Raw genomic sequence first — 21,579 nt, forward strand, 5'->3', positions numbered from 1 at the left:
CTGAGCTACCGGTTGAGCGTTCCTCGCAGGATTTACTCAGAGATTGCTTTGGCAGCCTGTCGGACTTAAAGGAAATGGGCTGCAAAAGCGTCTCGCTGGTTCATATTTCGCCGTTTTTTCGGTCAATGGAATAACTATTGGCCTTCAAAATCCGCAAAACCTGTCCTCACCCGGTCACTTTTTCGCTGCGATCCTTCAAGTCCGACAGGCTGCTAGCCGTTCAGGTGCCCTTCCTCCGGTGGCTTCACGGTTCTAAACATCCGAAGCAATAGCAAGTCATAGATAATTTTCAGCCCGCCTGCGATAACTAGTGACCAGCCGAAGGATGATATGCTCAGTAGATACCCGGCCAGAAAAGGACCCGCGGCGGATGCCAGGCTGCGCGGGACCGAAGTCATACTCGCTGCCGCCGCGCGTTCCGCGGCGGGCACGATCGCCATTACATATGAGCTTCGCGCCGGCACATCCATTTGTGAAAGACCGCTCCGTATAAGCAATAGTGCAATTGCCCAACCCAATGTCGGCATGAATGGAATGAGAATCAACAGTACATTCGCGGGCAAATGCGTAAATACCATCGTATTTATCAATCCAAACCGGTTGGCAATGCGAATCGCCGCAAGATAGGAGAGCGCGGAGAATATCCCGGTCCAGAAAAAAATAGCCATTGAAATGGAAAGCTGAAACTTCTGGAACAACCATAACGCGAGCATAGCCTGCACGACGAAGCCGCCGCCGAATGCATCCAGGCTGAATAGCGCAGCGAGAGTATAGACGATTTTTCCGGATTTCTTTAATGGAGCGGGGCGGGTCTTGTTTACGGCTCCCGTCTCGGTAGACCCCGTTTCTTCCGGCAGGGTTGCATAAATTGCCGCGCACAACAATCCTATTATGCCGTACAACACAAACATGGCTTGCAATGCGTCTCTGGCATCGATTTGGATTGAGGCCGCTGCAAAGTCAGGTAGTCCGGCAGCCAGCGCCCCGGCGGCCGCCACAAGGGCGCCGACCATGCTATATCGCACGAAAACGGCGGTGCGCTGGCGGTCGCTAACAAACCGAGAGAGAACCGCATGCTCAAGCGGTAAAAACAGGCTTACGTCGCCGCTGGAAGGGTTCAATGTCCCTACGAAAGCCACCAGCAGCAAGGGCCAGAATTCAGTAATAGCCGCAAAGCTGAAGCCGGTTGCGGCCATCAGCGCGGTCGCCGCCAGCAACAACGTCTTATAAGTGAAGCGATAGGCCTGGAAACCGGCCAATAATGTCACGATGCCGGAGCCGATCAGGGTGGCGGTCGTGATGGTGCCAACCTGAAACGGGTTCATACCCAGTTCGATCAAATAGACCGGCAGCAGCAGACTGACGTAACCGTCGCCGAAGGCCCGCAGGCCGCGAACCCATAAAATACGGGTGAGAATGGGTGAATTCATTTCAGCTCCAGGCTCAATGGCGAAATACCAGCAAGATGTATATCACGAGCATGCTGAATTCATCTCTTCCGATAGTTTTCGGTAGAGCGGCGTTGTCCTGGTTGGTGGATGGCTACATAATATTGGCAGTAGGGCAGGCGCCAGCGTTTGGCTCAATTTGCCAGGAAATCTGTGCAGTCATTGCAGACTATCAAGGTTCAATCTCATGAAATTTGCCAATACGCCCGAAACGCGGGAAAGGCGCATCCGGAACGCGCTTTGGGGGCTTTTTATTGGCGATGCGCTGGCAATGCCCGCGCATTGGTTTTACAGCCTGAGTAACATCCAGCAATATTTCGATGGTGGTATCAGAAAATATGAGGCAGCGCCTCATCCTCATCCTGAAAGTTTCATGGTTGGGATGACATACTCGCCGGATGTTGAAACCGCAAATCGCCTGGGTCGTTCCTATGACATTCTTCAAGAACACGTCCGTTTCTATGAAACCAGTTATAGTCCGGCGGGGACAGCGTCCACAGGGGCATGATCATGGGGCTGATCGCCGGCACGGCCAATGACGCCCTGCCAGAGCATCTCATAAACAAATTGCTTGCTCACGGCGAATTGAACGTCGAGATTGATGCATTCGTAGATGTCGCGCTGCGGGGAAACGCTATCTGACCGGTATTCCAGACGTTCTTTAATTTCGTTCGTAGTTTGTCTCAGGTTCCTGGATATTGTCGGCCTGGCAATTTTCAGTGAAAATAATTCGTAAGCAGAAAGACAAGTTTTGCCAGCAATTCAGATGAGTAAACCTGGTGGGAGAGGAAACCATAATGCGGCACTTACGTGCGATTAAATATTCTATTGGCGATCGAAATACAAGGTTCGTGGCCTATTGGGTCACCGTTGTGGTGGGGTCGTGTCTCATCGCGATAAATCAGGGCATTCCACTGCTTTTGGGAGAACCGATGACGGTCGGGCGATGGATTTCGGCCTGTATCACTCCCGTGGTTCCGTTCCTGGTGAGTTGCCATGGACAAGGTATGAAGAAGACAAGCTAGCGGTTTGCTTCGCAAGATTAAAGCCGCAATACTTTAGAGTGGGTGGTGATGGCCTGAAGTGACTCAATCCAGGTTCGCCGTTGAGTCGAGGCAACACGCGAGGACATGCGATCAGTCCTCGCGCTGCAAAATTTGCCATGCACGTCGTTCCGGCGGAAGCGATACCCTACGTTTGCTCTCCGCAATGGAAGGTGGCTTGTTATCCCAAAGTCTATAACCTATAAAGATTGAGGCAGTATTCGTTTATCAGTGCTCAGTTAAGCAATCAATTTCAAACTCGCGCCAAAAGCGGCTTCTATCAACCTTATGCTGTGAGGGACCTTATGAGACTGCTTCTTTTCGGATCATTGTTTCCCGCCATGAGCCGTCTTATATTTTCCGGGATGCTGCTCTTCGGATTCGCGCCGTCCGTTGCGCTGGCCCAAGCTCCGGCACCCGTTGAGAGGACGATGGAAAACATGCTTTCGGCTATCCAATCCAATTCATTGGCAGCTTTTGTATCCTCCGGAGACCCAGTATTCAAAGCGGGCATAACAGAAGAAATATTCGATAACATAAGCGAATCTCTCGGCTCCCACCTCAAGCAAGGCTATACCGCCAAATTTCTGACCCAGCTGAATCAGCAGGGTTTCACGGTCTACTTATGGAAGCTGGAGTTCAAGGATGCCAGTGACGATGTCCTTGTCAGCGCTGCCATAAAGGATGGGAACGTCAGTGGATTCTGGTTGCGGTAGTCCTCCATGATTGGAGGCACCTTTTGCGAAGTGAGGATTGGTGATCGGCGGTGGAAACTCGTAAGGCACTGATTCGGTCTAATAAGCGTTACATGAATTGAAATTGGGAAAATCGAAGGGGTGGCGTACGCCTTGAGGGAATTTAGGGTCTGAGCGCTTATAAAATTAACCGGCCAGCACAATTTTTAAGGGTAATCTTCAGCCATACGAGGATTCCATGAAAAAGATTCAATCTGTCTGTCTTGTTGTCATCTTGCTGGGTTCGATTCCCGGCGACCTGACATGGGCGCGCGGCGGGGTCGGTGGGGGGCAAATGGGGGGTGGGCGCGTTGGAGGCGGAAACGTTGGAGGTGGCCACTTCGGAGGTGGCCACTTCGGGGGAGGCCACGGAGGCCCAGGTTTCAGGGGAGGGGGAGATGGAGGTGGCCCCTGGATGGGAACGCATCGCGATGGAATGCACTGGGGAGGTCATCACCGCGGCCACCGCGGCCATGGTTATCGCGGATATGGATACGGTTTTGGCGGGTATGGCTTGGGGTTAGGTTTGGGCTATGGCTTGGGTTATTACGGGTATGGCTGGGGTCCGCCTTATTATTACCCACCCTACTACACATCTCTACCTGCGACTGTCGTGCCCCCGGCGCCGCTAGTGTATATACAGCGTCCCGATACCGTACCGCCCACGTCGGGGCCCGTATTACCATCCAATTACTGGTATTACTGCGAGAACCCGGAGGGTTATTATCCCGAGGTTAAAGAGTGCACCGAGGGTTGGCTGCAGGTTGCGCCTCGACCGCCTGATCAATGAACCTAAATCCGGTAGTTGAACGCTCATTTGATAGATCAGTGTTATGATTAATAACAATATTTCGTATTACTTGACGCTCACCTTCCGGGTGAGAGCGCTACGAGGTGAATTGCACGGTTTTTGCGGCACATGGCTGCGTTGCAACTTCTTGGAATGGAACGGCGCCCCGAAGCGCCGCCCGAGGGGCTCCGCGCAGCGGGGATCGGGCAGCGCAGGGGATGCCGGGATCGCGTTCCACACGCAAAGGGGCGCCCGCATCCCGCTTCGGGGTCGCACCTTCCTGCGGAAGGCACTGCTCCGCCCTGCGCGATCGTATTCCGCGTCGTTGCGCCTTGCCCTGCACCCCAAAAACCGTACACTTCTCCCCGCCCAACTACCGATTTAGGTTGAAAGGAACGCCGTTATGTATAACATGCTCAAAAGGTCCGCTTTGCTGTTGTTATTCTCGCTGGGGGCGTGCGTGAGCATACCGTCGGGTCCCAGCGTAATGGTTCTGCCAGGGTCGGGTAAAACCTTCGATCAGTTTCGAAATGACGACTTCTACTGTAAACAATATGCCAGTCAGCAAGTTGGCGGTGTAACGCCGAACCAAGCCTCCGTTTCCAGCGGGGTAGGAAGCGCCGCCGTTGGCACAGGGCTTGGCGCGGCGGCTGGCGCGGCTTTGGGTGGCGGAACCGGCGCCGCGATTGGCGCGGGTAGCGGCTTGTTGGGCGGGGGGTTGGTGGGAAGCAGCACCGCCAGCGAATCAGGATATATTAATCAGCAACGCTACGATATGGGTTATATACAATGCATGTACGCCAAAGGTAATCGCGTCCCGATAGCCGGCCAGATCATGGACAACGCTTCCATGAGCAGCCCTCGTCAGAGTATAAGTGCGCCGCCCCGCGCAAGCGATTCACGCCGTTCTCCCCCTCCACCGCCTCCGGGTAATCCTCCACCTCCACCCCCGCACTGAAGCGCTGGTGGGCTCTGTTGCTAATAGCAGCTATTAGCAATTATTCGTAACGTAAAAAGTCCTCTGCCAGCGAGTCAGCGCCGTAGCGCCTGATCAGCGATTCAATCTCCGAAAGCAAGGTCTCGTCTTCATCGTCTTCCAGGACGCCATCCCCGACCAGCCTGGCTGGCAGGCCCGAGGCGATGGCTTCTCTTATCGTTTCCAGCGTAGGCGGATTCTCCCGATTCTCATCGTTCATCACAGCGTCAATCACCCGCGAAAGCGGCTCGCTGGCAGTGTTACGGGAAAAGTCGATAGCGAGTGCATCGCCCCCGAATTCCTCGATCAGTAGGTCGAGTTCGTCAAGCAGCGACGCGTCGATATCAACATGGTGCAGCCGCTCCGCTTCGTTCAAAGAAGCGGGCAACAAACCGGCGATAAAGGCGCGCACCGAAGCGAGTGTTGCAGGTTGCTCGGCATCCGGATCGTTGACCTGGCTCTCGATAAGCGCCGACAGATTGGGGCTGACGTAAGTGGCAATATCAATCGAATTTTGAATCATGGCGTTTTCCCCGGTACGGAATGCTCGAATGGCTGTGCATGAAGGTGCTTGACCTGCTTAAAAAAAGTGGAGTTTTGGCTAGTATTTACCTTCTCCAACAGCTGCGTCAGACCTTGGTTGTGCAATGGAAGATGTCATGTTCCTCAGTTTAGGTCGCATGAAAAAAAAGTCAATGTCCGGCCATGTGCTTTTACACTTGAAGTTGAAGCTGCTGATCGTTTTGCCGCCATCTCATCCGGAAGTTCATGGCTAAACGGTAGTACGACCTAAAGGTATATGCTAATGTATTTGTTCTCTCGAACTTGGGAAGATAGGCGATTTTTTCGAAAATTGCGGTGATGTCGGCGGCGCATACGAATATTTTACGGTTCAACCTCATTGAACATATTGGTAGACTATCGCGGAGAGGAGTTTTCTTGCGCTTGCGCGATAAATCCGGTACATCGAGGGGCGTATAGCAGGGTCAGTGTCGGCACAGTACGTTTGATTTGCACTTGACAGGTCTTGCGGGTTCTCCTATAGCTATTAATAGGAGATTCGTTTTGAGTAAGGGTAAATACGGCAGATCAAGAATTTACTAAAGGAGGATCAGGTCTTGCCAGCCCAATTTCCAAGGCATTTGAATACATGTGAATATCGGCATTTACCGCTCCAGAAGCGGTTGCTGAGCGTGCCAAAGAATGATGTTTCCGAGGATAGCAATGTATCGAAATATTCTGGTTCCAGTTGACGGTAGTCCAACCTCCAACCTTGCAATACAGGAAGCCGCCCGGCTTGCCCAACACCAAGAGCAAAGTGTGCACTTGAGGCTGGTGCACGTAGTGGCTGACATTCATCTTATGGACGCAAACAGCTATATCAATTACGATGAGATGAAAGAAATAGAAACGAGCATTGGCAAAAAAATACTGGCACAAGCACAAACGTTGGCGCGGCAAGCAGGCATGGCAGCTGAGGTAAAGCTGCTCGAGGCCGGTGGCGAGCGCATCGCCAGCATCCTCGTGGCGGAAGCCAAACGCTGGCCAGCCGACTTGATCGTCATCGGGACCCACGGCCGCTCCGGCTTCAGCCGCGTTTTGTTTGGCAGCGTTGCCGAAGGGGTAGTGCGCACCGCCCATACACCCGTGTTACTGATTCGCGGCGCATAGATCAGATCCGGGTAAAATGCTAATATCATCCCAGCTCATTATGACGCCATGCCGTCCCGTTTACTCTGGGGGGGCTGCACAATATGAATCATCGAGAGGACATAGCCATGAAATTCCAACTACAAATCACGACACGCGATGTTCCCCATTCTGAAGCGCTGGAAAGCCATATCCGGCAAAAAGCGGAAAAGCTCGAGACGTTTTATTCGAATATCATTTCATGCCGCGTAGTAATCGAGGTTCCGCACAAACACAAACATCAAGGCCGCGCGTTCGATGTGCGTCTCGATATTACCGTGCCGGGCAAAGAGCTTGTGGTGACGCGAGAGGCAGATGAGGATGTGTATATTGCGCTGCGGGATGCATTTGGCGCCGCTAAACGCCAGCTTGAAGACTACGGCCGCCGCCAGCGGGGAGACATCAAGGCGCACGCGCCTGTGCTGCGCGGGAAAGTAGTGCGTCTGGTAGCAGAGGAAGATTATGGATTCATCGAGACGCCCGACGGGCAGGAACTATACTTTCATCGCGAAAACCTCGCTAACGTCAATTTTGATCAACTGGCGGCAGGCAGTGAGGTGCAGTTCCTGGAGGATATCGGCAGTGAGGGCTTTCAGGCGAAACGGGTGAGCACGGGTAAGCGCCATGCCGAAGAAGGCGAGGAAGAGGAAGAGTAAGAAATGACCGGCAAACTGTAAATCATGAATAAACAATAGGGAATCCGGCTGCTTGCAGAATTATTCGAAAAGGTGAAGGCGCTGACTTGAAAATGAGCTTGAAAATGAGCCGTTATCTGTGCAGACCGGGGCCGGGCGCGTGACAGCCAAGCTGGCTGCTGGAGACGCGCTGATTTTCGTGGACGTGCAGAACGATTTTCTTCCTGGCGGCAGCCTCGCCGTGCCTGCCGGTAACGAGATCATTCCGATACTCAATCGTTACATAGCGCTTTTTCATGCATATGGGTTGGCTATTTTCGCCACTCGCGATTGGCATCCGCCGGACCATTGCTCCTTTATCGAACAGGGAGGGCGGTGGCCGCCTCACTGCATCGAAGCAAGCCCAGGCGCGGCATTTCCCGCCAGCCTTGAGTTCCCCTGCGATATACACATCATTTCGAAGGCGACTACCAGAGAAAAGGACGCGTATTCTGGCTTTGCCGATACCCCCCTCAATGCTTTACTGAGGTCGTCCGGTATCGGGCGCGTATTTATCGGGGGGCTCGCTACAGAGTATTGTGTGCTCAATACCGTAAAAGATGCCCTGCAGCTTGGCTATGAGACCTTCATCCTCACGGACGCGGTTCGGGCGATCAATTCAAGCTCGGATGACGGCCTGCATGCGCTTGAAGAAATGGAGCATCTTGGCGCTGTTCCCATCCATTTTGAAGCGATTTCGGCGTGAATCCGCTTTCCAGTCCTCTTTTGACTGACCATTATCAGCTTATGATGTTGCAGAGCTACCTCGAGCAGCACATGGAGGAAACCGCGGTATTTGAGCTCTTCGTACGCAAGCTCCCCCCGGGGCGGAATTTTATGGTTGCGGCCGGGCTGGAACAGGCGCTTTATTTTCTCGAAAACATAAGATTCTCGCCGGAAGAGCTGGCTTGGCTTACTCCACGTTTTGCACCTTCTCTTATCGCCTACCTCGAGCAATTTCGTTTTAACGGCGATGTTCACGCCATGCCGGAAGGAAGCCTTTTTTTTCCGGATGAGCCTATCCTCCGGATCACCGCTACGCTGCCGCAAGCTCAGCTGGTCGAATCGCGCATCATGAATCTGATGCATTTCGAAACGTTGATCGCCTCCAAGGCAGCCCGCTCCGTGCTGGTTGCGCCGGACAAGTTGCTGGTGGATTTTGGCATGCGCCGTGCACACGGGGCGGAGGCGGCGCTGCTCGCCGCGCGGGCGAGCTATCTGGCAGGATTTTCCGGTACTGCCACGGTATTAGCCGGGGCAGTGTATGGAATCCCGCTGTTTGGTACCCAGGCTCATTCCTACATTCAGGCACATGAGGACGAAGCAACTGCTTTCGAGCAATTTGCACGTTGCCATCCGGACAACGTGATTCTATTGATCGATACCTATGACACGGAGGCCGCCGCAGCCAAGGTGGTTGCCTTGGCCCGCAAACTTCGAGCATGTGGTATTCAGGTCAAGGGTGTGCGGCTCGATAGCGGCGATCTTGCGGTCCATGCGCGGCAGGTGCGTGAAATACTGGACGAGGGCGGATTGGAAGAGACGACCATTTTTGCCAGCGGAAACCTGGATGAATACCGGTTGCGCGCGCTGTTGTCTTCCGACACATCGCCCCCTGCGCCAATAGATGGTTTTGGTATAGGGACTGCACTTGATGTGTCCAACGATGCGCCTTCGCTGGACTGCGCGTACAAGCTCCAGGAATATGCCGGTAAGGCACGGCGCAAGCGCTCGGAAGGGAAGGCCACCTGGCCGGGCCGAAAGCAGGTTTATCGTAGATATAATAGCGCTGACGGCTCCATGGCGGGCGATATTGTCGCGCTGGCGGAAAATGATTCTCATGACGGAGCGCCGCTTATCATGCCCGTAATGCAGGCCGGCAGGCGTATTAACGAAAGTACCCCGCTGGATGAGATACGCCGGCGGACATTGGAGAACTATGCCCGTCTTCCGAAGCCAATGACGACCCTTGAGGTGGTTCCGGCTTACCCGGTGGAAATTTCCGCCTCGTTGCAAGCGTTAGCGAGGCGGCTGGATAAAACTTCAGGCGGATCTGCCTGCGAAGGCCAAGCATCATGATCTGACGAGCGCGGACGCTTCGCCGGGCGTAGTGAGCTTTTCTTTTACAGGACATCAATAAGCGAAGCGTAACGCGCCGTACCTCGAATTTATGGTGCGCCTATAAAGCGCATCCAAGCTCATCTTTCCGCACGATGGTTCCTGCAGCGGCATTTTTGGCGTGCTTCAGGCCACCAAGTTACGCGATGCACCTATCTTCCGGCGCCCTTTGACAGATCGCCCACCGGATCAGATTCGGCGTACGCGGTTTAGTCATCGAGGTTTAATCATTTACCCCTTCGATTGTTGAGATACCCTTATCGCCATGCGTGGAGAGCAATCGGGCCAATTTTTTCCACGCCTCCGACTCGGTTGCAGAACTATCGCCCTCATTGAAAAACTCTACCGCATGGAGCCGCTCCTGCGGCGATAGTGCTTCCTGTTTTTCCTGCAATGATTCCAGCACCGCGAGATTCGCTTCAGACGCATCGTTTGAGTCGTTCTGCCGCTGAGTGATGCGCGTGCGCAAGGTGGCTGCACTGGCTTGCAACGACGCGATGGCAAACGGAGCCCCAAGCTCATGTGCGAGCTGGCGAAAATGCTCACGCTCATGTTGTCTGAGGAAGGCTGCGTCCACAACTACCGAAGCACCTTCGATAAGCAGTTCCCGTGACAGTTCATGGAGGCGTGCGTAGGTGCGCCGTGTCGCGTCCGCGCCGTATATGTCGCCTGTATGCGAGCGGCTGTCCGCCAGCGGCGGCAATCCGAACAAACGCTTGCGCTCCACATCGGAGCGGATGCGTATTGCCTGGAACCGTTCGAGTGCTGCCTGTGCAAAGGTCGTTTTGCCCGACCCCGGCAAGCCATGGGTGATAATAAGTGCAGGGCAGCGCTTGGCGAGGCGCTCCGCAGCCAGAGCAAGAAAACTGCGACAGCTTGCCGATGCCTTCACTCTGGCGCGTTGGGACAGGCTTGGTTGTCCAGCGCGGATAGCGCTGACCATGGCACGCACTGCGGCACGGTAGAAGACATAGAAACGCAGCACGGATACGCCGCTATAATCCCCGGTGGCTTCCAGATAGGCATTCAAGAAACGGTAGGCTAGATCAGGGCGCTGGCAGTGCAACAAGTCCATCATGGTAAAGGCGACTTCACTCATCACATCGATCCAGCGCAGTGCCGGATCGAATTCGATGCCGTCGAAGGGAATGGGCTGTTGACCGATAAGTGCGATATTGCCGAGGTGCAGATCGCCATGACATTCGCGAATAAAGCCTCCTGCATGGCGCTGATCGAATCGATCCATACATCTGGCATATTCAGCCTCGCCCGCATGGCGCAACGCGATCAAGCCAGCCTCGTCCTTGCTACCTTTCAGCAAAGTTTGTAATTGCTCGAAAATTTTCGATACCGCCGAATATATGACAGCAGCGGAACCAAATTCGGACCCTGCTTCTGCCGCAGGCAGGCTACCATGAAAATGCGCGATTGTTGCGGCAAGACTATCTATATGGCCTGGGAGGATTTTCCCGTGCGACACCAGCTGATCCAATTGTTTGGACGAAGCAAAGCGCCGCATCCGCACAGCATATTCCAAAGCTGGCAGCGCATTGAACTCAGGCATTTCCGGCGTTCCCCCGATGGGGACAACATCGAGATATAGCTGCGGCGCGAGACGGCGGTTAAGTCGAATCTCTTCTTCGCAGTAATAGCGGCGTAAGGCCAGGCTGGTAAAATTCACAAAACCCAGGTCGACTGGTTTTTTTATCTTATAGGCATATCTTCCCGCCAGCAGCACCCACGAAATGTGAGTCTCGGTCAGTCGCACAGTCTTCGCGGCATGAGGATAACGGCGGGGGTCCAGCAAGGCATTGACCAGCCCGCTTTGGACACGCTCATCGGTGGACAAAGCCTTATAGGGCGGTTGCGGTTGTTTGAACGTATCGGTCATGATGCCATTTTCGGCTAAAGAAGAAACCAGACGATCCAGGCTATGCCAAGAGCCTATGCAGGGCTTGATCCCTTGAACTGCTCCGCGAAAATTGCGAGAAATCGATCAAGTGCGTCTGTTGGCAGACGGTTGATGCCTCCCGCTGCCTTACGCCCACCCCCTGTCTCAAACTTCATGCAAAGCGTGTCCGCGCCCTCTGGCTTTGCTATCGGCGCACGCACACTGACCGAATAATCCCCGTAGCGTGTCGGCGTAAGTACCGCATGCGCGCGAGACGGGTCATCGTTGGCCAGTCTGTTTGCAAAGACGCCTGCCACGCGTCTTGCCCAAGGTGCATCGGGCAGCAAATAAGCAGCGTAGCGGGCACCCTCCGACAATGGAAGCAACGTGCCTATCATGCTCATATCATTGCTAAATCCCGCGGCGAGCAGATTGAAGGCAGTTGACCCGTCAATAAAATCGAATGGATCAGGATACGGTCTCATTTCTTCATAAAGTTTGACCGGATGAAAATGCAAGTCATCCAGGCTATCGCCGTAGCCATTGTAATTCAGATATTTTCCCAGGCGTGCCAGCTGTTCTATTTGTGATTCGGCAAGTCCTGCCGACCTCGCAAGTACGCGCGCGCTTTGCCCGAGATTATCGCCAAAGGCAGCGACGACAGCCCAAAGGCGGTACCGTCCTTCCAGGGATCGATCAACCATGATACTGGTGCATACATCAGCAGACACATCAATATGGGAAACCAGATTGATGTGTCGCGGTATTTCGCCGGCATAGTGATGATCGAAATACTCGACATGTACAGCCGCTTCCAATAACTGCATGAGCCGCGCACGGTTGCTATCCAGCGAAATGTCGAGTACGGTTACCTGGTCGCCGGCACCAGCCTGCACCCTGTCAAGCAGCTTGATATCGCGCTTGACTCCCGTTATCAATTCCGCTTTTACAGGATTCGCCAGCCGAAGCTGATGCAGTGCGCATAATCCGTCGGCGTCGCCATTGAATACATCGTAGTTCATATCATTTCTCAGAATGTGGGTGCTTTTTGATTTATTGATAGTACTCTCAGCTACACTTCTGGCAGCGTGAAATTTTGATTAACCGTTCAGACGATCATTCACCATGAAAAATATCATATTAACCACTATATTGTTATTCATGACTTCAATAGCGCAGGCTGAAGTGCAGGGTAAGGAGGTAACTTACAGTGCCAATGGCACGTTATTGAAGGGTTATATTGCGTACGACGACGCGATTCAGGGCAAGCGTCCCGGTGTGTTGGTAGTGCATGAATGGTGGGGGCTGGACGATTACGCGCGCAAACGGGCGCGAATGCTGGCGCAATCAGGCTATACCGCGCTGGCGCTGGATATGTATGGCGAGGGCAAGCAGGTTCATCATCCAGATGACGCTGGCAAGTTCGCGGGTGAATTGGCGAAGAATCTGCCGCTGGCGAAAACACGTTTTGAAGCTGCAATGGAATACCTGCGGCAACAAAAAAACGTGGACGCGAAAAATATCGCCGCGCTGGGCTACTGTTTCGGCGGGAGCGTGGTTTTGCAGATGGCTCGCCTGGGCGAAGATTTGAAAGGCGTGGTCAGTTTTCATGGCAACCTGGCGACAGCGCATCCCGCGCAACCGGGTGAAGTCAGGGCACGGATCATTTCCTTTACCGGTACCGACGATCCCATGATTCCGGCGGAGCAAGTGGCGGCCTTCAGGCAGGAAATGGAAAAAGCCGGGGCAAATTACAAGGCAGTGACTTTCGCCGGCGCCAAGCACAGCTTCACCAACCCTGCTGCTGACGAGTACGGGCGCAAGTTCAATCTTCCACTCGCTTACGATGCAGCAGCGGACAAGGCATCGTGGAGCGAAACTGAAAATTTTCTTGCGGGCATCTTCAAGCAGGAATGATATTCGACGGGGTGTAGCACTCGGCTTTATGGCGAGATGCGGGGGTAAGTCGAGGCGGAGTTAACCGCACGATACTGGGTGCGATACTGGATTCTCCAGTTCAGTTTTAGTAGAGACCCTTGCCGCTGCCACTCGTATTCGCCGCGCCATCCGGTTTTTTCGCGGGGGCGATGCGGACGGTATCACCATCGGCAATACCGTCGGGCGGGCTTTCAATGACATTATCGTCGGGAGCAAGGCCCGAACCCAGTTCGATGATCTTGCCGAGATCGCGCATGATCGTGACTGGCTTCAGCACAACCTTATTGTCTGGGCCGACGGTGGCAACACGTAATCCCGCCCTGTCGAACATCAGGGCGCTGGCTGGCACGCTCAGCACCGCAACGTTGCCGGGCAGATCGAAACTTACGTTCGCGAACGCGCCTGGCAGCAATTCGCCTTTCTCGTTATCGACCAGGATCTGCATCAGTGTAGAGCCTGATGCAATATCGACCGCCTGAGCCGACGACGCCACCGTCGCAATATAGGTCTGGCCTGGACGTTCCGGCACCGTGATCTTTGCCTGGGTATCGGCGTGGATACTTGGTACGTAGGTCTGCGGCACGTTGACATAGACACGCAGTCTCCTCGTATTCGATATCTGGAAGAGTTCCTGGCCCATGCCGCCGGTACTGCCCGGGCCCATGCCGGTACCATTGCCAGCGCCAGGGCCGATGCCACTGCCGCTACCCCCATTGATCAGCGCGCCGATATCGGTTCCGCGAGCGGTGATGATGCCATCGAACGGTGCGACGATACGTGCAAAATTCTTCAACGTCTTCAAGCGGTGGACATTCGCCCGAGCGGATTCCGCCAGTGCCTGCTTGGTCCTGAAATCGCCATTTTTTTCGTCGACTGCCTGGTTCGATACATATCTGGAATCCAGCAGCGATTGCCAGCGTTTTGCCGTAATTTCAGCGAGTGCCGCGGTGGCCTCTGCGCTGGCGAGATCGGCTTTCGCCTGCAGCAACTGCTGGTCGAGGTCCGGGGTCTCGATCTCGGCAAGCAGCTGGCCCGCCTTGACCGGTTTGCCAATGTCGACTTTCCAGCTCTTCAGATAGCCGCTGACACGGGCATAAAGCGACGCGCTCGAAAAGGCCTCCAGACGACCGGGTAGATCAAGGGTGGCGACGTTGCCGCGCTTGCCGGGCTTGATGAGGGCAACGGTTGGGATCGCCTGGTCGTCGGTCCACTCGCGAAGCTGCTTGTCGTCGGATTTCCGCATGACGAGGCCGGTGATGACGATGATCGTAACAATGATCGCGGCGACGATGACGGCGAGGCGGACCTTGCGGGGGGAAGCTTCCTCAACGGGCGTTTCAGGTGGCACGAAGTTCTCCAGCGGCGGGGCTTAGGGCGGATCCCTTGCCGTGCTTTTCATGTACGATACTGAAAACGACGGGAACGAAGATCAGTGTTGCGATAGTTGCGAAGATCAGGCCGCCAATGACGGCGCGGCCCAGCGGTGCATTCTGCTCGCCGCCCTCGCCCAGGCCCAGCGCCATCGGCACCATGCCGATTACCATCGCCAATGCCGTCATCAATACGGGCCGTGAACGCACGAATCCCGCGTCAAGCGCGGCTGCGGTCGCATCACCGATCGCGTCGAGACGCTCGCGCGCGAAGCTGATCATGAGTACGCTGTTCGAGGTTGCGACGCCCATGCACATGATTGCGCCGGTCAACGCCGGCACCGAGATCGGAGTGAATGTCACGAATAGCATCCAGACGATGCCGGCAAGCGCAGCCGGCAACGCGGTGATGATGACGAACGGGTCTGTCCAGGATTGGAAGTTTACGACAATCAACAGGTATATAAGCACGATTGCACCGAGCAAGCCAAACAGCAGGCCCGAGAACGCGCTTTCCATTGTGCGTACCTGACCGAGTAATCTGACGGTCGATGCTTTCGGTACCTGGTTCGCGGTATCGTCAAGAATGCGGCGAAGTTCGACCGCGACCGCGCCGAGATCACGCCCCTGCGTGGTTGCGAAGATCTGCACCATAGGCTGGATGTCGTATTGGGTGACCAGCGCGTTGCCGCTGGTGCGCGTGAAATTGGCAAGCGCGCCGAGCACCTGTGGATTGCCGGCACTGCCGCCTACCGGCAGGTTGGCAAGCGCGGCGAGTGTATCGAGCCGGTACTGCGGCGTCTGTATTACGATTGGATACTGTACGCCATTCTGCGGATTCAACCAGAAAGTCGGCGCCACCTGGCTGCTGCCCGCCAGGTTGGCGACCAGGGCGCTTGTAACATTCTGCATGGTGATGCCGACCTGCTGCGCGCGTGTGCGATCGACATCGATATCAAAAATCGGCCGGCTTCGCGACTGTTGAATGCGCACGTCGGCAATGCCACTGATCATACGCATTCTGTGCAGCAGCAAGTTGGCGTAATCGAAATTTGCGTCCAGATCATTACCACGGATTTGTAGCTCGATCGGGGCTGGCGAACCAAAATTCAAAATTTGGCTGACGATGTCGGCCGGGGGAAACGAGAATGTTACACCGGGAAATTGGCGTGGAAGTTCCTCACGCAATCTATGCACATAGTCGGCAGTGGGTTGATGGCCTTCTTTCAGCGCAATCTGGATGTCTCCATCCTGGGTTCCCATCACGCCCGTATTGTTGTAGGTCAGGTTGATGCTGCTGGGCGGAAGCCCGATGTTGTCAACCAGTACGCCGATCTCGTGCGGCGGAATGATTTTCTGGATTGCTTTCCGGATTTCCGCGAACTGGTTCGCGCTCTCTTCCACGCGTGTGCCCACCTGCGTGCGCGCATGCATCAGGATCTGGCCGCTATCGACTGCAGGAAAAAAATTGCGGCCGAGGAATGGCAGCAGCAAAAATGAGGCGAGCACGAACGCAAGAAAACCGATAACGAACACGCGTCGATGGGCGAGCGCAAGCTTCAGATATTCCCGATAGCTCGCGCGCAGGCGCTCGAATCCGGCTTCGAAGCGGCGTTGGAAACGCACTAGGGAATTATGCGACGGCTTTTCCCCCTCTTCGCGCGGCGCATGCGGATGCAGCAGGTACTTCGACATCGTCGGCACTAGCGTACGCGACAGGATGAACGACCATGCTATCGCAAAAATGACCGCCAGCGCCATGGGTACGAACAGGAAGCGTGCGACGCCTTCAAGGAGGAACATCGGGATGAAAACGATAGAGATGCACAGTAGCGCAACAAATGCCGGGGTCGCGATTTGCGTTGCACCATCCATGATCGCGGTCTCGACATCCTTACCCTCCTCAAGATGCAGGTTGATGCTCTCGATTGTTACTGTGGCATCATCGACGAGGATGCCGACCGCGAGCGCAAGGCCGCCCAGCGTCATGATATTGAGCGTTTCGCCGAGCGCCGCGAGACAGATGATCGAACCGAGAACCGACAGCGGAATCGACACTGCAACAATCAGGGTCGAGCGCCAGCTGCCGAGAAATAGCAATATCATGATACTTGTCAGCACCGCTGCAATGGTTCCCTCTAACGCAACGCCCTTGATTGCTGCTCGCACGAACAACGATTGGTCGTTAAGCGGCTCGACCTCGAGATTTTCCGGTAGAGATGGTTTGATCTCGGCAAGCTTGGCCTTGATGCCGGCGACAATAGAGAGGGTAGAAGTCACGCCATTCTTCAGAACCGACATCACCACCGAGCGCGCGCCGTCAACGTGTACGATATTGGTCTGCGGCGCATTGCCATCACGCACATTGGCTACATCCCGAATATAAACCGTTGCGCCGTTGACAGTCTTGATCGGCAGGTCGCCCAGGTCATCCACCAAGGTTGCCGTATTGTTCAACTGCAACGTATATTCGAATAAGTCTATTTTCTGCGTACCGATCGGGGTGACCAGATTCTGTGTGGCAAGTGCATTGCCCAGGTCTTGCGCGGACAACCCGCGCGCCTGAAGCGCTGAGGGATCCATGTCAATCTGTATCTGCCGCGTCTTGCCGCCGTATGGATAGGGAATCGCGGCGCCCGGCACGGTGACCAGGCGTGTGCGAACCGTGTTAAGGGCGAGATCGGACAGCGACTGCTCCGACATGCCTTTTCCAGATAACGCGAGCTGCAGGATCGGCACTGTCGAGGCATTGTAGTTGAGGATCAGCGGTGGCATCGTACCTAGCGGCATCTGCCTCACGACGGTCTGAGCGATGGCCGTGACCTGGGCATTGGCCGTCGCTATATCCACGCCCGGCTGAAAGAATATCTTGATGACGCTTGAGCCTACATATGAGTTCGCTTCGATGTGCTCGATGTCGTTGACGGTGGTTGTCAACGAGCGCTGGAATAGGGTGGTAATGCGCCCGGCCATCTCATCCGGCGGCAGGCCGGTGTATTGCCACACCACCGCAATTACCGGAATGCGGATATCCGGGAAGATGTCGGTTGGCGTGCGAAGGGCTACCAGCGGACCGATAATCAGGAGAAGGATCGCTAGTACAATGAAAGTATACGGGCGCCGCAAGGCAACGCGGACGATCTCAATCATGCGACATAGCGAAATGAAATTGGGTGTGGCACGTCAAATTATGCGCTTTTGCCAACGAACTTTGAATGAACCCTCAAGTTTGCCAGCAAGGGCGCGACGGTGGCAATGGCATAAGCAATACTAATGCGAGAATGCGAGTGGCGGATTCCCTTGATTGGAAGCCCGTCAAAGCGGGCCGCCCGGAACTGCTCAATACGACGAAGCAAAATGTGCTGCTTACTGCTTATCGCCGCGTTACTCTCATGGGCATCATTGTAGAGCAGGTATCAATCATAACAGCCCCTACGGCCTGGGGTGCCTCGTTTGGCCGTCGCTACCGCTTGATTGGGAAATGATAGGTTACTCATAATAAATAGATAGTTTCAGTTTAAGAGTATAACCAGTTTTTCAGGGTTAGGCATACGGGGGTCGGCGGAGTTGCTAACCCCCGACGTGAGACCCGCGGCAGCGCATAGCGGGGTGGCTATCATTAATCGCATTAGCTCTCGATAAAATAGGTTATCAATAGTAAACGGTGGGAAAAACTCTATTTCATCCGCGAGAATTGTCAGATCAGGTTTAAGGAAACAGTAAAAGGTAGACCCGAAAGTACGTGGGTTCAATGAACAGTAACGGGGTAAGCTCGACCTGAAAAAGAAAAGGGTTCGTAACACTGCGGGGAGGTGTGACGAACCCAAAATGTAAAGGAAGGTAATACGTTAAAACCGACTACGGGATTACTTGCGCCTACGGATAAAACACAATTACAGATACTCTTGTTACACCGTGGCAGTTTTCTGCGTCAAGAAGAATATCTGTCAACAGGATAATTGATTTTTACCACTATAGGAATGTGGCAAATTGTCGCGCGACAATTTGTCGCAGATGCTTTAAGAGGCCGTGACACGCTTAGCTTGGATTTCTGGTTGCCACCGAACATCACGGTATGCACCAGTACACCGTGATTGATTAATGGCGCGCACCTTGCCGGACTTTTTGCTGGATCTTATGCGCGGCTACTCCCTGCCAATAAAAGATCGAGATGACAGCGCGTAAATCTGCTTAATGCCTGGAGATCATGATGAGAATTTGCAGGATGTACTTCTTGCTGGCGCCCGGACCCTCCCCATGATCCTGCTCTCCATATCCCACTTTCTCCATCGCCATCTGCTCTGGTTTCTGATTGCCGCATACATCATCGCCGTGTTTTTGCCTGAAGCGGGACTATGGATCAGGAGTGTTTCTTTCGGTGAGATCACCCTCTTTCAACAAAAAACAAATATTTCGTTGCTGATGCTCATGCTCGCCACGCTGATGTTCAACGCAGGCCTTGGGCTGAAAATATCTCATTTGAAAAACATTTTGCAGAAACAATACGTATTGCTGGCTGGGTTGGCAGCAAACCTGGCTATTCCCATCGTATATGTTTTTGGCATAACGATAGCGATGCGGCTCTGGTATGAACCAATAGAAGTCCAGCATATTCTCGTGGGTCTGGCATTGGTGGCAGCCATGCCGATCGCCGGATCGTCAACCGCATGGGCGCAAAACGCCAATGGTAATCTGGCCCTGAGCTTGGGGTTGGTCTTTTTTTCCACGATTTTGAGCCCCGTCGTCACGCCGGTGGCATTTCACGTATTTGGCGAAATGGCCTCGGAGGAGTACGAGGCGGTATTGCACGGTCTGGCAGAGTATGGCTCGGGAACCTTTCTTGGTCTTTGGGTGGTGTTTCCGTCATTGCTGGGCATCGCGGTGCGCTTGATGGTTAACGAGGATTCGCAAACCAGCAACCTGCCTTATCTGAAGTTCATCAATAGCATCGTTTTATTACTGCTGAATTACTCCAATGCTTCAGTATCTCTGCCCCAAGCCATGGCTGAGGGTGATTACGACTTCCTTGCGATCACATTGGCCATTACTGCAGGGCTATGCTGCACGCTGTTTGCCGCAGGGTATGGCATGAGCCGTTTTTTCAAGCTGGACCAGGCTGAGCGCGTTTCGCTCATGTTCGGGTTGGGGATGAACAATAACGGAACCGGTTTGGTACTGGCATCTCTAGCCTTGTCTTCATACCCAAATATAATGGTGCCGATTATCTTCTACAACCTGGTGCAGCACATCGCAGCGGGGACTGTGCAAGAGATCATGAGCAGGAGATCGAACGACCTGGACGCTTGAGTTGGTTAGGCGGAATTGTGTTGAATACCGGCACAGATACGCCAACCAGTCTATTAGCGGTAAGCTGGCGAGAGATATTGTCTTCGACTTGCACGTCTTATCGATTGAAAGAGTTGGAATGCAGAAAATTTGTGAAGCGCTAGAAAGGGAGACCGTCGGAAAGGGCTATTAACGGTACTTTCTGATTCAGCAAGCGAAGCGGTTACGGCATGAGCTGCGGTGCATATCCGGATGCCGTATTTGTCACCTTTTGCTAGCTTGAGGCGTGGCTCACTATTTTTAGTGTGTGATTTCGTAAGCTTTAGCCGAAAGTGCGATTGAGTGATATCCCTATGACTTCTTTTTCGCAAGCAAACGTCCATGCACCGTTTTCTGCCTTCAGTGTCCTTGGCGGCGAACGAGTATTGCAGACTCACCCGCGTTCCACAATTGAGTGGATCGACCTGGTGCGCAAAGGCATACCCGCTCCAGCGGTTGATGCAGCCATGCAACGGCTAAACGTGCGGCAGGCCGAGCTCTCCCGCGCGCTGGACATCCCTGAACGTACGCTGGTTCGACGCAAAAAGGAAGGGGTACTCAATCGTGAAGAATCTGGCAAATTGCTGCGCTTGGCGCGGATTATTGAACGTGCCGCCGAGGTGTTTGAAGATGGACCGGTGGCGCTGGATTGGATGAAATCACCCAACGCCACCCTCGGCGGTGCTACGCCGCTATCCATGCTGGATACCGATCTCGGGGCCGTCTCTGTGATGGATACACTAGGTAGAATTGAACACGGCGTTTTTGCGTGACGGGAATAGTATGGCGCATCGTTACGCACCGCTTTGCCGCATCGGCTTTTCCGGCGAGGGCGCGCCTGTTTGGCGGCCGTTGGAATCGCAAAGGTGAGCCGGTGGTTTACACGGCTCAGAGCAGATCACTGGCTTTTCTCGAAATGATGGTCCAGGATGAACCTCTACGCGCCAACTATGTATTAATCCCCGCAGAGATTCCTGGCGATATTGCGAGGCTAAAAATCGACTCCAAACAGCTCCCCAAGCATTGGCGAACTCTCGAGGCGCGCGAAACCCTTCAGGAAATTGGCAACCAATGGCTACGCAGTGCCAAATATTGCGTGCTGGAAGTGCCCAGCGCGGTAATCCCGGCTGAGCTCAATCTGTTGCTTAATCCCGCGCACCGCCTTAATGCGAGTTTTAATGATAGAGGAACGTGTGTCACTTCCCTGCGGTAGCCACTTTCACACTTCACGATTGTGAACGGCCGCTTCGCGCCCATTTGTGGTCATCCAGGGCAACTAGCGCTTCTCCTAAAAGCGCTCATTGCGCCTAAGGAGGCGACGACGACGGACTATAACGCGCCCCGTTCTTGCACTGGGGCTGTGAACGCAACCGGCATCCTGTCGTTCACGCCGATATCGAAAACTTGATCCGCTTGCGACATTAAATAGACGGTCAGGCCGACGAAGCGTTATAAAGAAAAATCAAATATTAAAAGCGAAACAGATTTACGCGTTGCGCCATAGAAAAAGGTTACCGAAACAGTTTTGCAGTTAACGTTGTGCCATAAGGAAAGGAATTCATTTTAGTGCATCGAAGATGATT

The 21,579-nt window shown here is 54.1% G+C and carries 21 protein-coding genes; 15 read left to right on the plus strand and 6 right to left on the minus strand.

What is annotated here, in order from left to right; all coding sequences use genetic code 11:
- Positions 1-212: 212 nt before the first annotated feature.
- Positions 213-1,430, minus strand: coding sequence for an MFS transporter (locus BLS94_RS10155; protein ID WP_090960518.1), 1,218 nt, complete (start codon positions 1,428-1,430; stop codon positions 213-215).
- A gap of 205 nt (positions 1,431-1,635) precedes the next feature.
- Here BLS94_RS10155 and BLS94_RS10160 point away from each other — a divergent pair, with 205 nt between their 5' ends.
- From BLS94_RS10160 to BLS94_RS10180, 6 genes are all read left to right on the plus strand, one after another.
- The gene (locus BLS94_RS10160) at positions 1,636-1,956 is read left to right on the plus strand and encodes an ADP-ribosylglycohydrolase family protein (RefSeq protein ID WP_218124790.1); all 321 of its coding nucleotides are present in this window, start codon (positions 1,636-1,638) and stop codon (positions 1,954-1,956) included.
- Positions 1,957-1,958: 2 nt separating this feature from the next.
- Positions 1,959-2,090: a hypothetical protein gene (locus BLS94_RS15315; RefSeq protein ID WP_256325382.1), complete on the plus strand. Its 132-nt coding sequence runs from the start codon at positions 1,959-1,961 to the stop codon at positions 2,088-2,090.
- Positions 2,091-2,245: 155 nt separating this feature from the next.
- Positions 2,246-2,473, plus strand: coding sequence for a nitrate/nitrite transporter NrtS (gene nrtS, locus BLS94_RS15470; RefSeq protein WP_072767921.1), 228 nt, complete (start codon positions 2,246-2,248; stop codon positions 2,471-2,473).
- A gap of 323 nt (positions 2,474-2,796) precedes the next feature.
- On the plus strand, positions 2,797-3,207 hold the full coding sequence (locus BLS94_RS10165) for a hypothetical protein (RefSeq protein WP_090960521.1): 411 nt from the start codon (positions 2,797-2,799) through the stop codon (positions 3,205-3,207).
- A 217-nt stretch (positions 3,208-3,424) separates the two neighbouring features.
- Positions 3,425-4,015 carry a hypothetical protein gene (locus BLS94_RS10170; protein WP_090960524.1) on the plus strand — a complete coding sequence of 197 codons (591 nt, stop codon included), beginning with the start codon at positions 3,425-3,427 and terminating at the stop codon, positions 4,013-4,015.
- A gap of 403 nt (positions 4,016-4,418) precedes the next feature.
- Positions 4,419-4,973, plus strand: coding sequence for a hypothetical protein (locus BLS94_RS10180; RefSeq protein ID WP_371130274.1), 555 nt, complete (start codon positions 4,419-4,421; stop codon positions 4,971-4,973).
- 40 nt (positions 4,974-5,013) lie between these two features.
- Here BLS94_RS10180 and BLS94_RS10185 read toward each other — a convergent pair whose 3' ends face one another.
- A complete protein-coding gene (locus BLS94_RS10185; RefSeq protein WP_090960530.1) occupies positions 5,014-5,514 on the minus strand; it encodes a hypothetical protein in 501 nt (166 codons plus the stop codon).
- 701 nt (positions 5,515-6,215) lie between these two features.
- Between BLS94_RS10185 and BLS94_RS10190 the strand changes: the two genes are divergently transcribed.
- From BLS94_RS10190 to BLS94_RS10205, 4 genes are all read left to right on the plus strand, one after another.
- Entirely contained in the window at positions 6,216-6,662 is a 447-nt protein-coding gene (locus BLS94_RS10190) for a universal stress protein (RefSeq protein ID WP_090960533.1), read from the plus strand.
- A gap of 107 nt (positions 6,663-6,769) precedes the next feature.
- Positions 6,770-7,336, plus strand: a complete 567-nt coding sequence (hpf, locus tag BLS94_RS10195) for a ribosome hibernation-promoting factor, HPF/YfiA family (RefSeq protein ID WP_090960582.1) — start codon at positions 6,770-6,772, stop codon at positions 7,334-7,336.
- Positions 7,337-7,454: 118 nt separating this feature from the next.
- Entirely contained in the window at positions 7,455-8,060 is a 606-nt protein-coding gene (locus BLS94_RS10200) for an isochorismatase family protein (protein WP_256325383.1), read from the plus strand.
- On the plus strand, positions 8,057-9,433 hold the full coding sequence (locus tag BLS94_RS10205) for a nicotinate phosphoribosyltransferase (protein ID WP_090960536.1): 1,377 nt from the start codon (positions 8,057-8,059) through the stop codon (positions 9,431-9,433). The genes BLS94_RS10200 and BLS94_RS10205 overlap by 4 nt, the downstream gene beginning before the upstream one ends.
- 262 nt (positions 9,434-9,695) lie before the next feature.
- Here BLS94_RS10205 and BLS94_RS10210 read toward each other — a convergent pair whose 3' ends face one another.
- Positions 9,696-11,363: a bifunctional aminoglycoside phosphotransferase/ATP-binding protein gene (locus tag BLS94_RS10210; protein ID WP_090960538.1), complete on the minus strand. Its 1,668-nt coding sequence runs from the start codon at positions 11,361-11,363 to the stop codon at positions 9,696-9,698.
- A gap of 53 nt (positions 11,364-11,416) precedes the next feature.
- Positions 11,417-12,385 carry an acetyltransferase gene (locus tag BLS94_RS10215; RefSeq protein ID WP_090960541.1) on the minus strand — a complete coding sequence of 323 codons (969 nt, stop codon included), beginning with the start codon at positions 12,383-12,385 and terminating at the stop codon, positions 11,417-11,419.
- Between the two features lie 103 nt (positions 12,386-12,488).
- Between BLS94_RS10215 and BLS94_RS10220 the strand changes: the two genes are divergently transcribed.
- A complete protein-coding gene (locus tag BLS94_RS10220) occupies positions 12,489-13,280 on the plus strand; it encodes a dienelactone hydrolase family protein (RefSeq protein WP_090960544.1) in 792 nt (263 codons plus the stop codon).
- A gap of 106 nt (positions 13,281-13,386) precedes the next feature.
- Here BLS94_RS10220 and BLS94_RS10225 read toward each other — a convergent pair whose 3' ends face one another.
- Complete coding sequence (locus tag BLS94_RS10225) at positions 13,387-14,649, minus strand: efflux RND transporter periplasmic adaptor subunit (protein ID WP_256325384.1); 1,263 nt, start codon at positions 14,647-14,649, stop codon at positions 13,387-13,389.
- Positions 14,639-17,821 carry an efflux RND transporter permease subunit gene (locus BLS94_RS10230; RefSeq protein WP_090960547.1) on the minus strand — a complete coding sequence of 1,061 codons (3,183 nt, stop codon included), beginning with the start codon at positions 17,819-17,821 and terminating at the stop codon, positions 14,639-14,641. The genes BLS94_RS10225 and BLS94_RS10230 overlap by 11 nt, the downstream gene beginning before the upstream one ends.
- 65 nt (positions 17,822-17,886) lie before the next feature.
- Here BLS94_RS10230 and BLS94_RS10235 point away from each other — a divergent pair, with 65 nt between their 5' ends.
- The 4 genes from BLS94_RS10235 to BLS94_RS10250 all read left to right on the plus strand — a co-directional run bounded on the left by BLS94_RS10235 (position 17,887) and on the right by BLS94_RS10250 (position 21,209).
- Entirely contained in the window at positions 17,887-18,156 is a 270-nt protein-coding gene (locus tag BLS94_RS10235) for a hypothetical protein (protein WP_090960550.1), read from the plus strand.
- A 772-nt stretch (positions 18,157-18,928) separates the two neighbouring features.
- On the plus strand, positions 18,929-19,978 hold the full coding sequence (locus BLS94_RS10240; RefSeq protein WP_090960591.1) for a bile acid:sodium symporter family protein: 1,050 nt from the start codon (positions 18,929-18,931) through the stop codon (positions 19,976-19,978).
- A gap of 332 nt (positions 19,979-20,310) precedes the next feature.
- Entirely contained in the window at positions 20,311-20,769 is a 459-nt protein-coding gene (locus BLS94_RS10245) for a type II RES/Xre toxin-antitoxin system antitoxin (protein WP_090960553.1), read from the plus strand.
- Complete coding sequence (locus tag BLS94_RS10250) at positions 20,766-21,209, plus strand: RES family NAD+ phosphorylase (protein ID WP_256325385.1); 444 nt, start codon at positions 20,766-20,768, stop codon at positions 21,207-21,209. Before BLS94_RS10245 ends, BLS94_RS10250 begins: the two co-directional genes overlap by 4 nt.
- Positions 21,210-21,579 lie beyond the last annotated feature (370 nt).

This window comes from Nitrosospira sp. Nsp18, from assembly GCF_900103145.1.
Lineage (GTDB): Bacteria > Pseudomonadota > Gammaproteobacteria > Burkholderiales > Nitrosomonadaceae > Nitrosospira.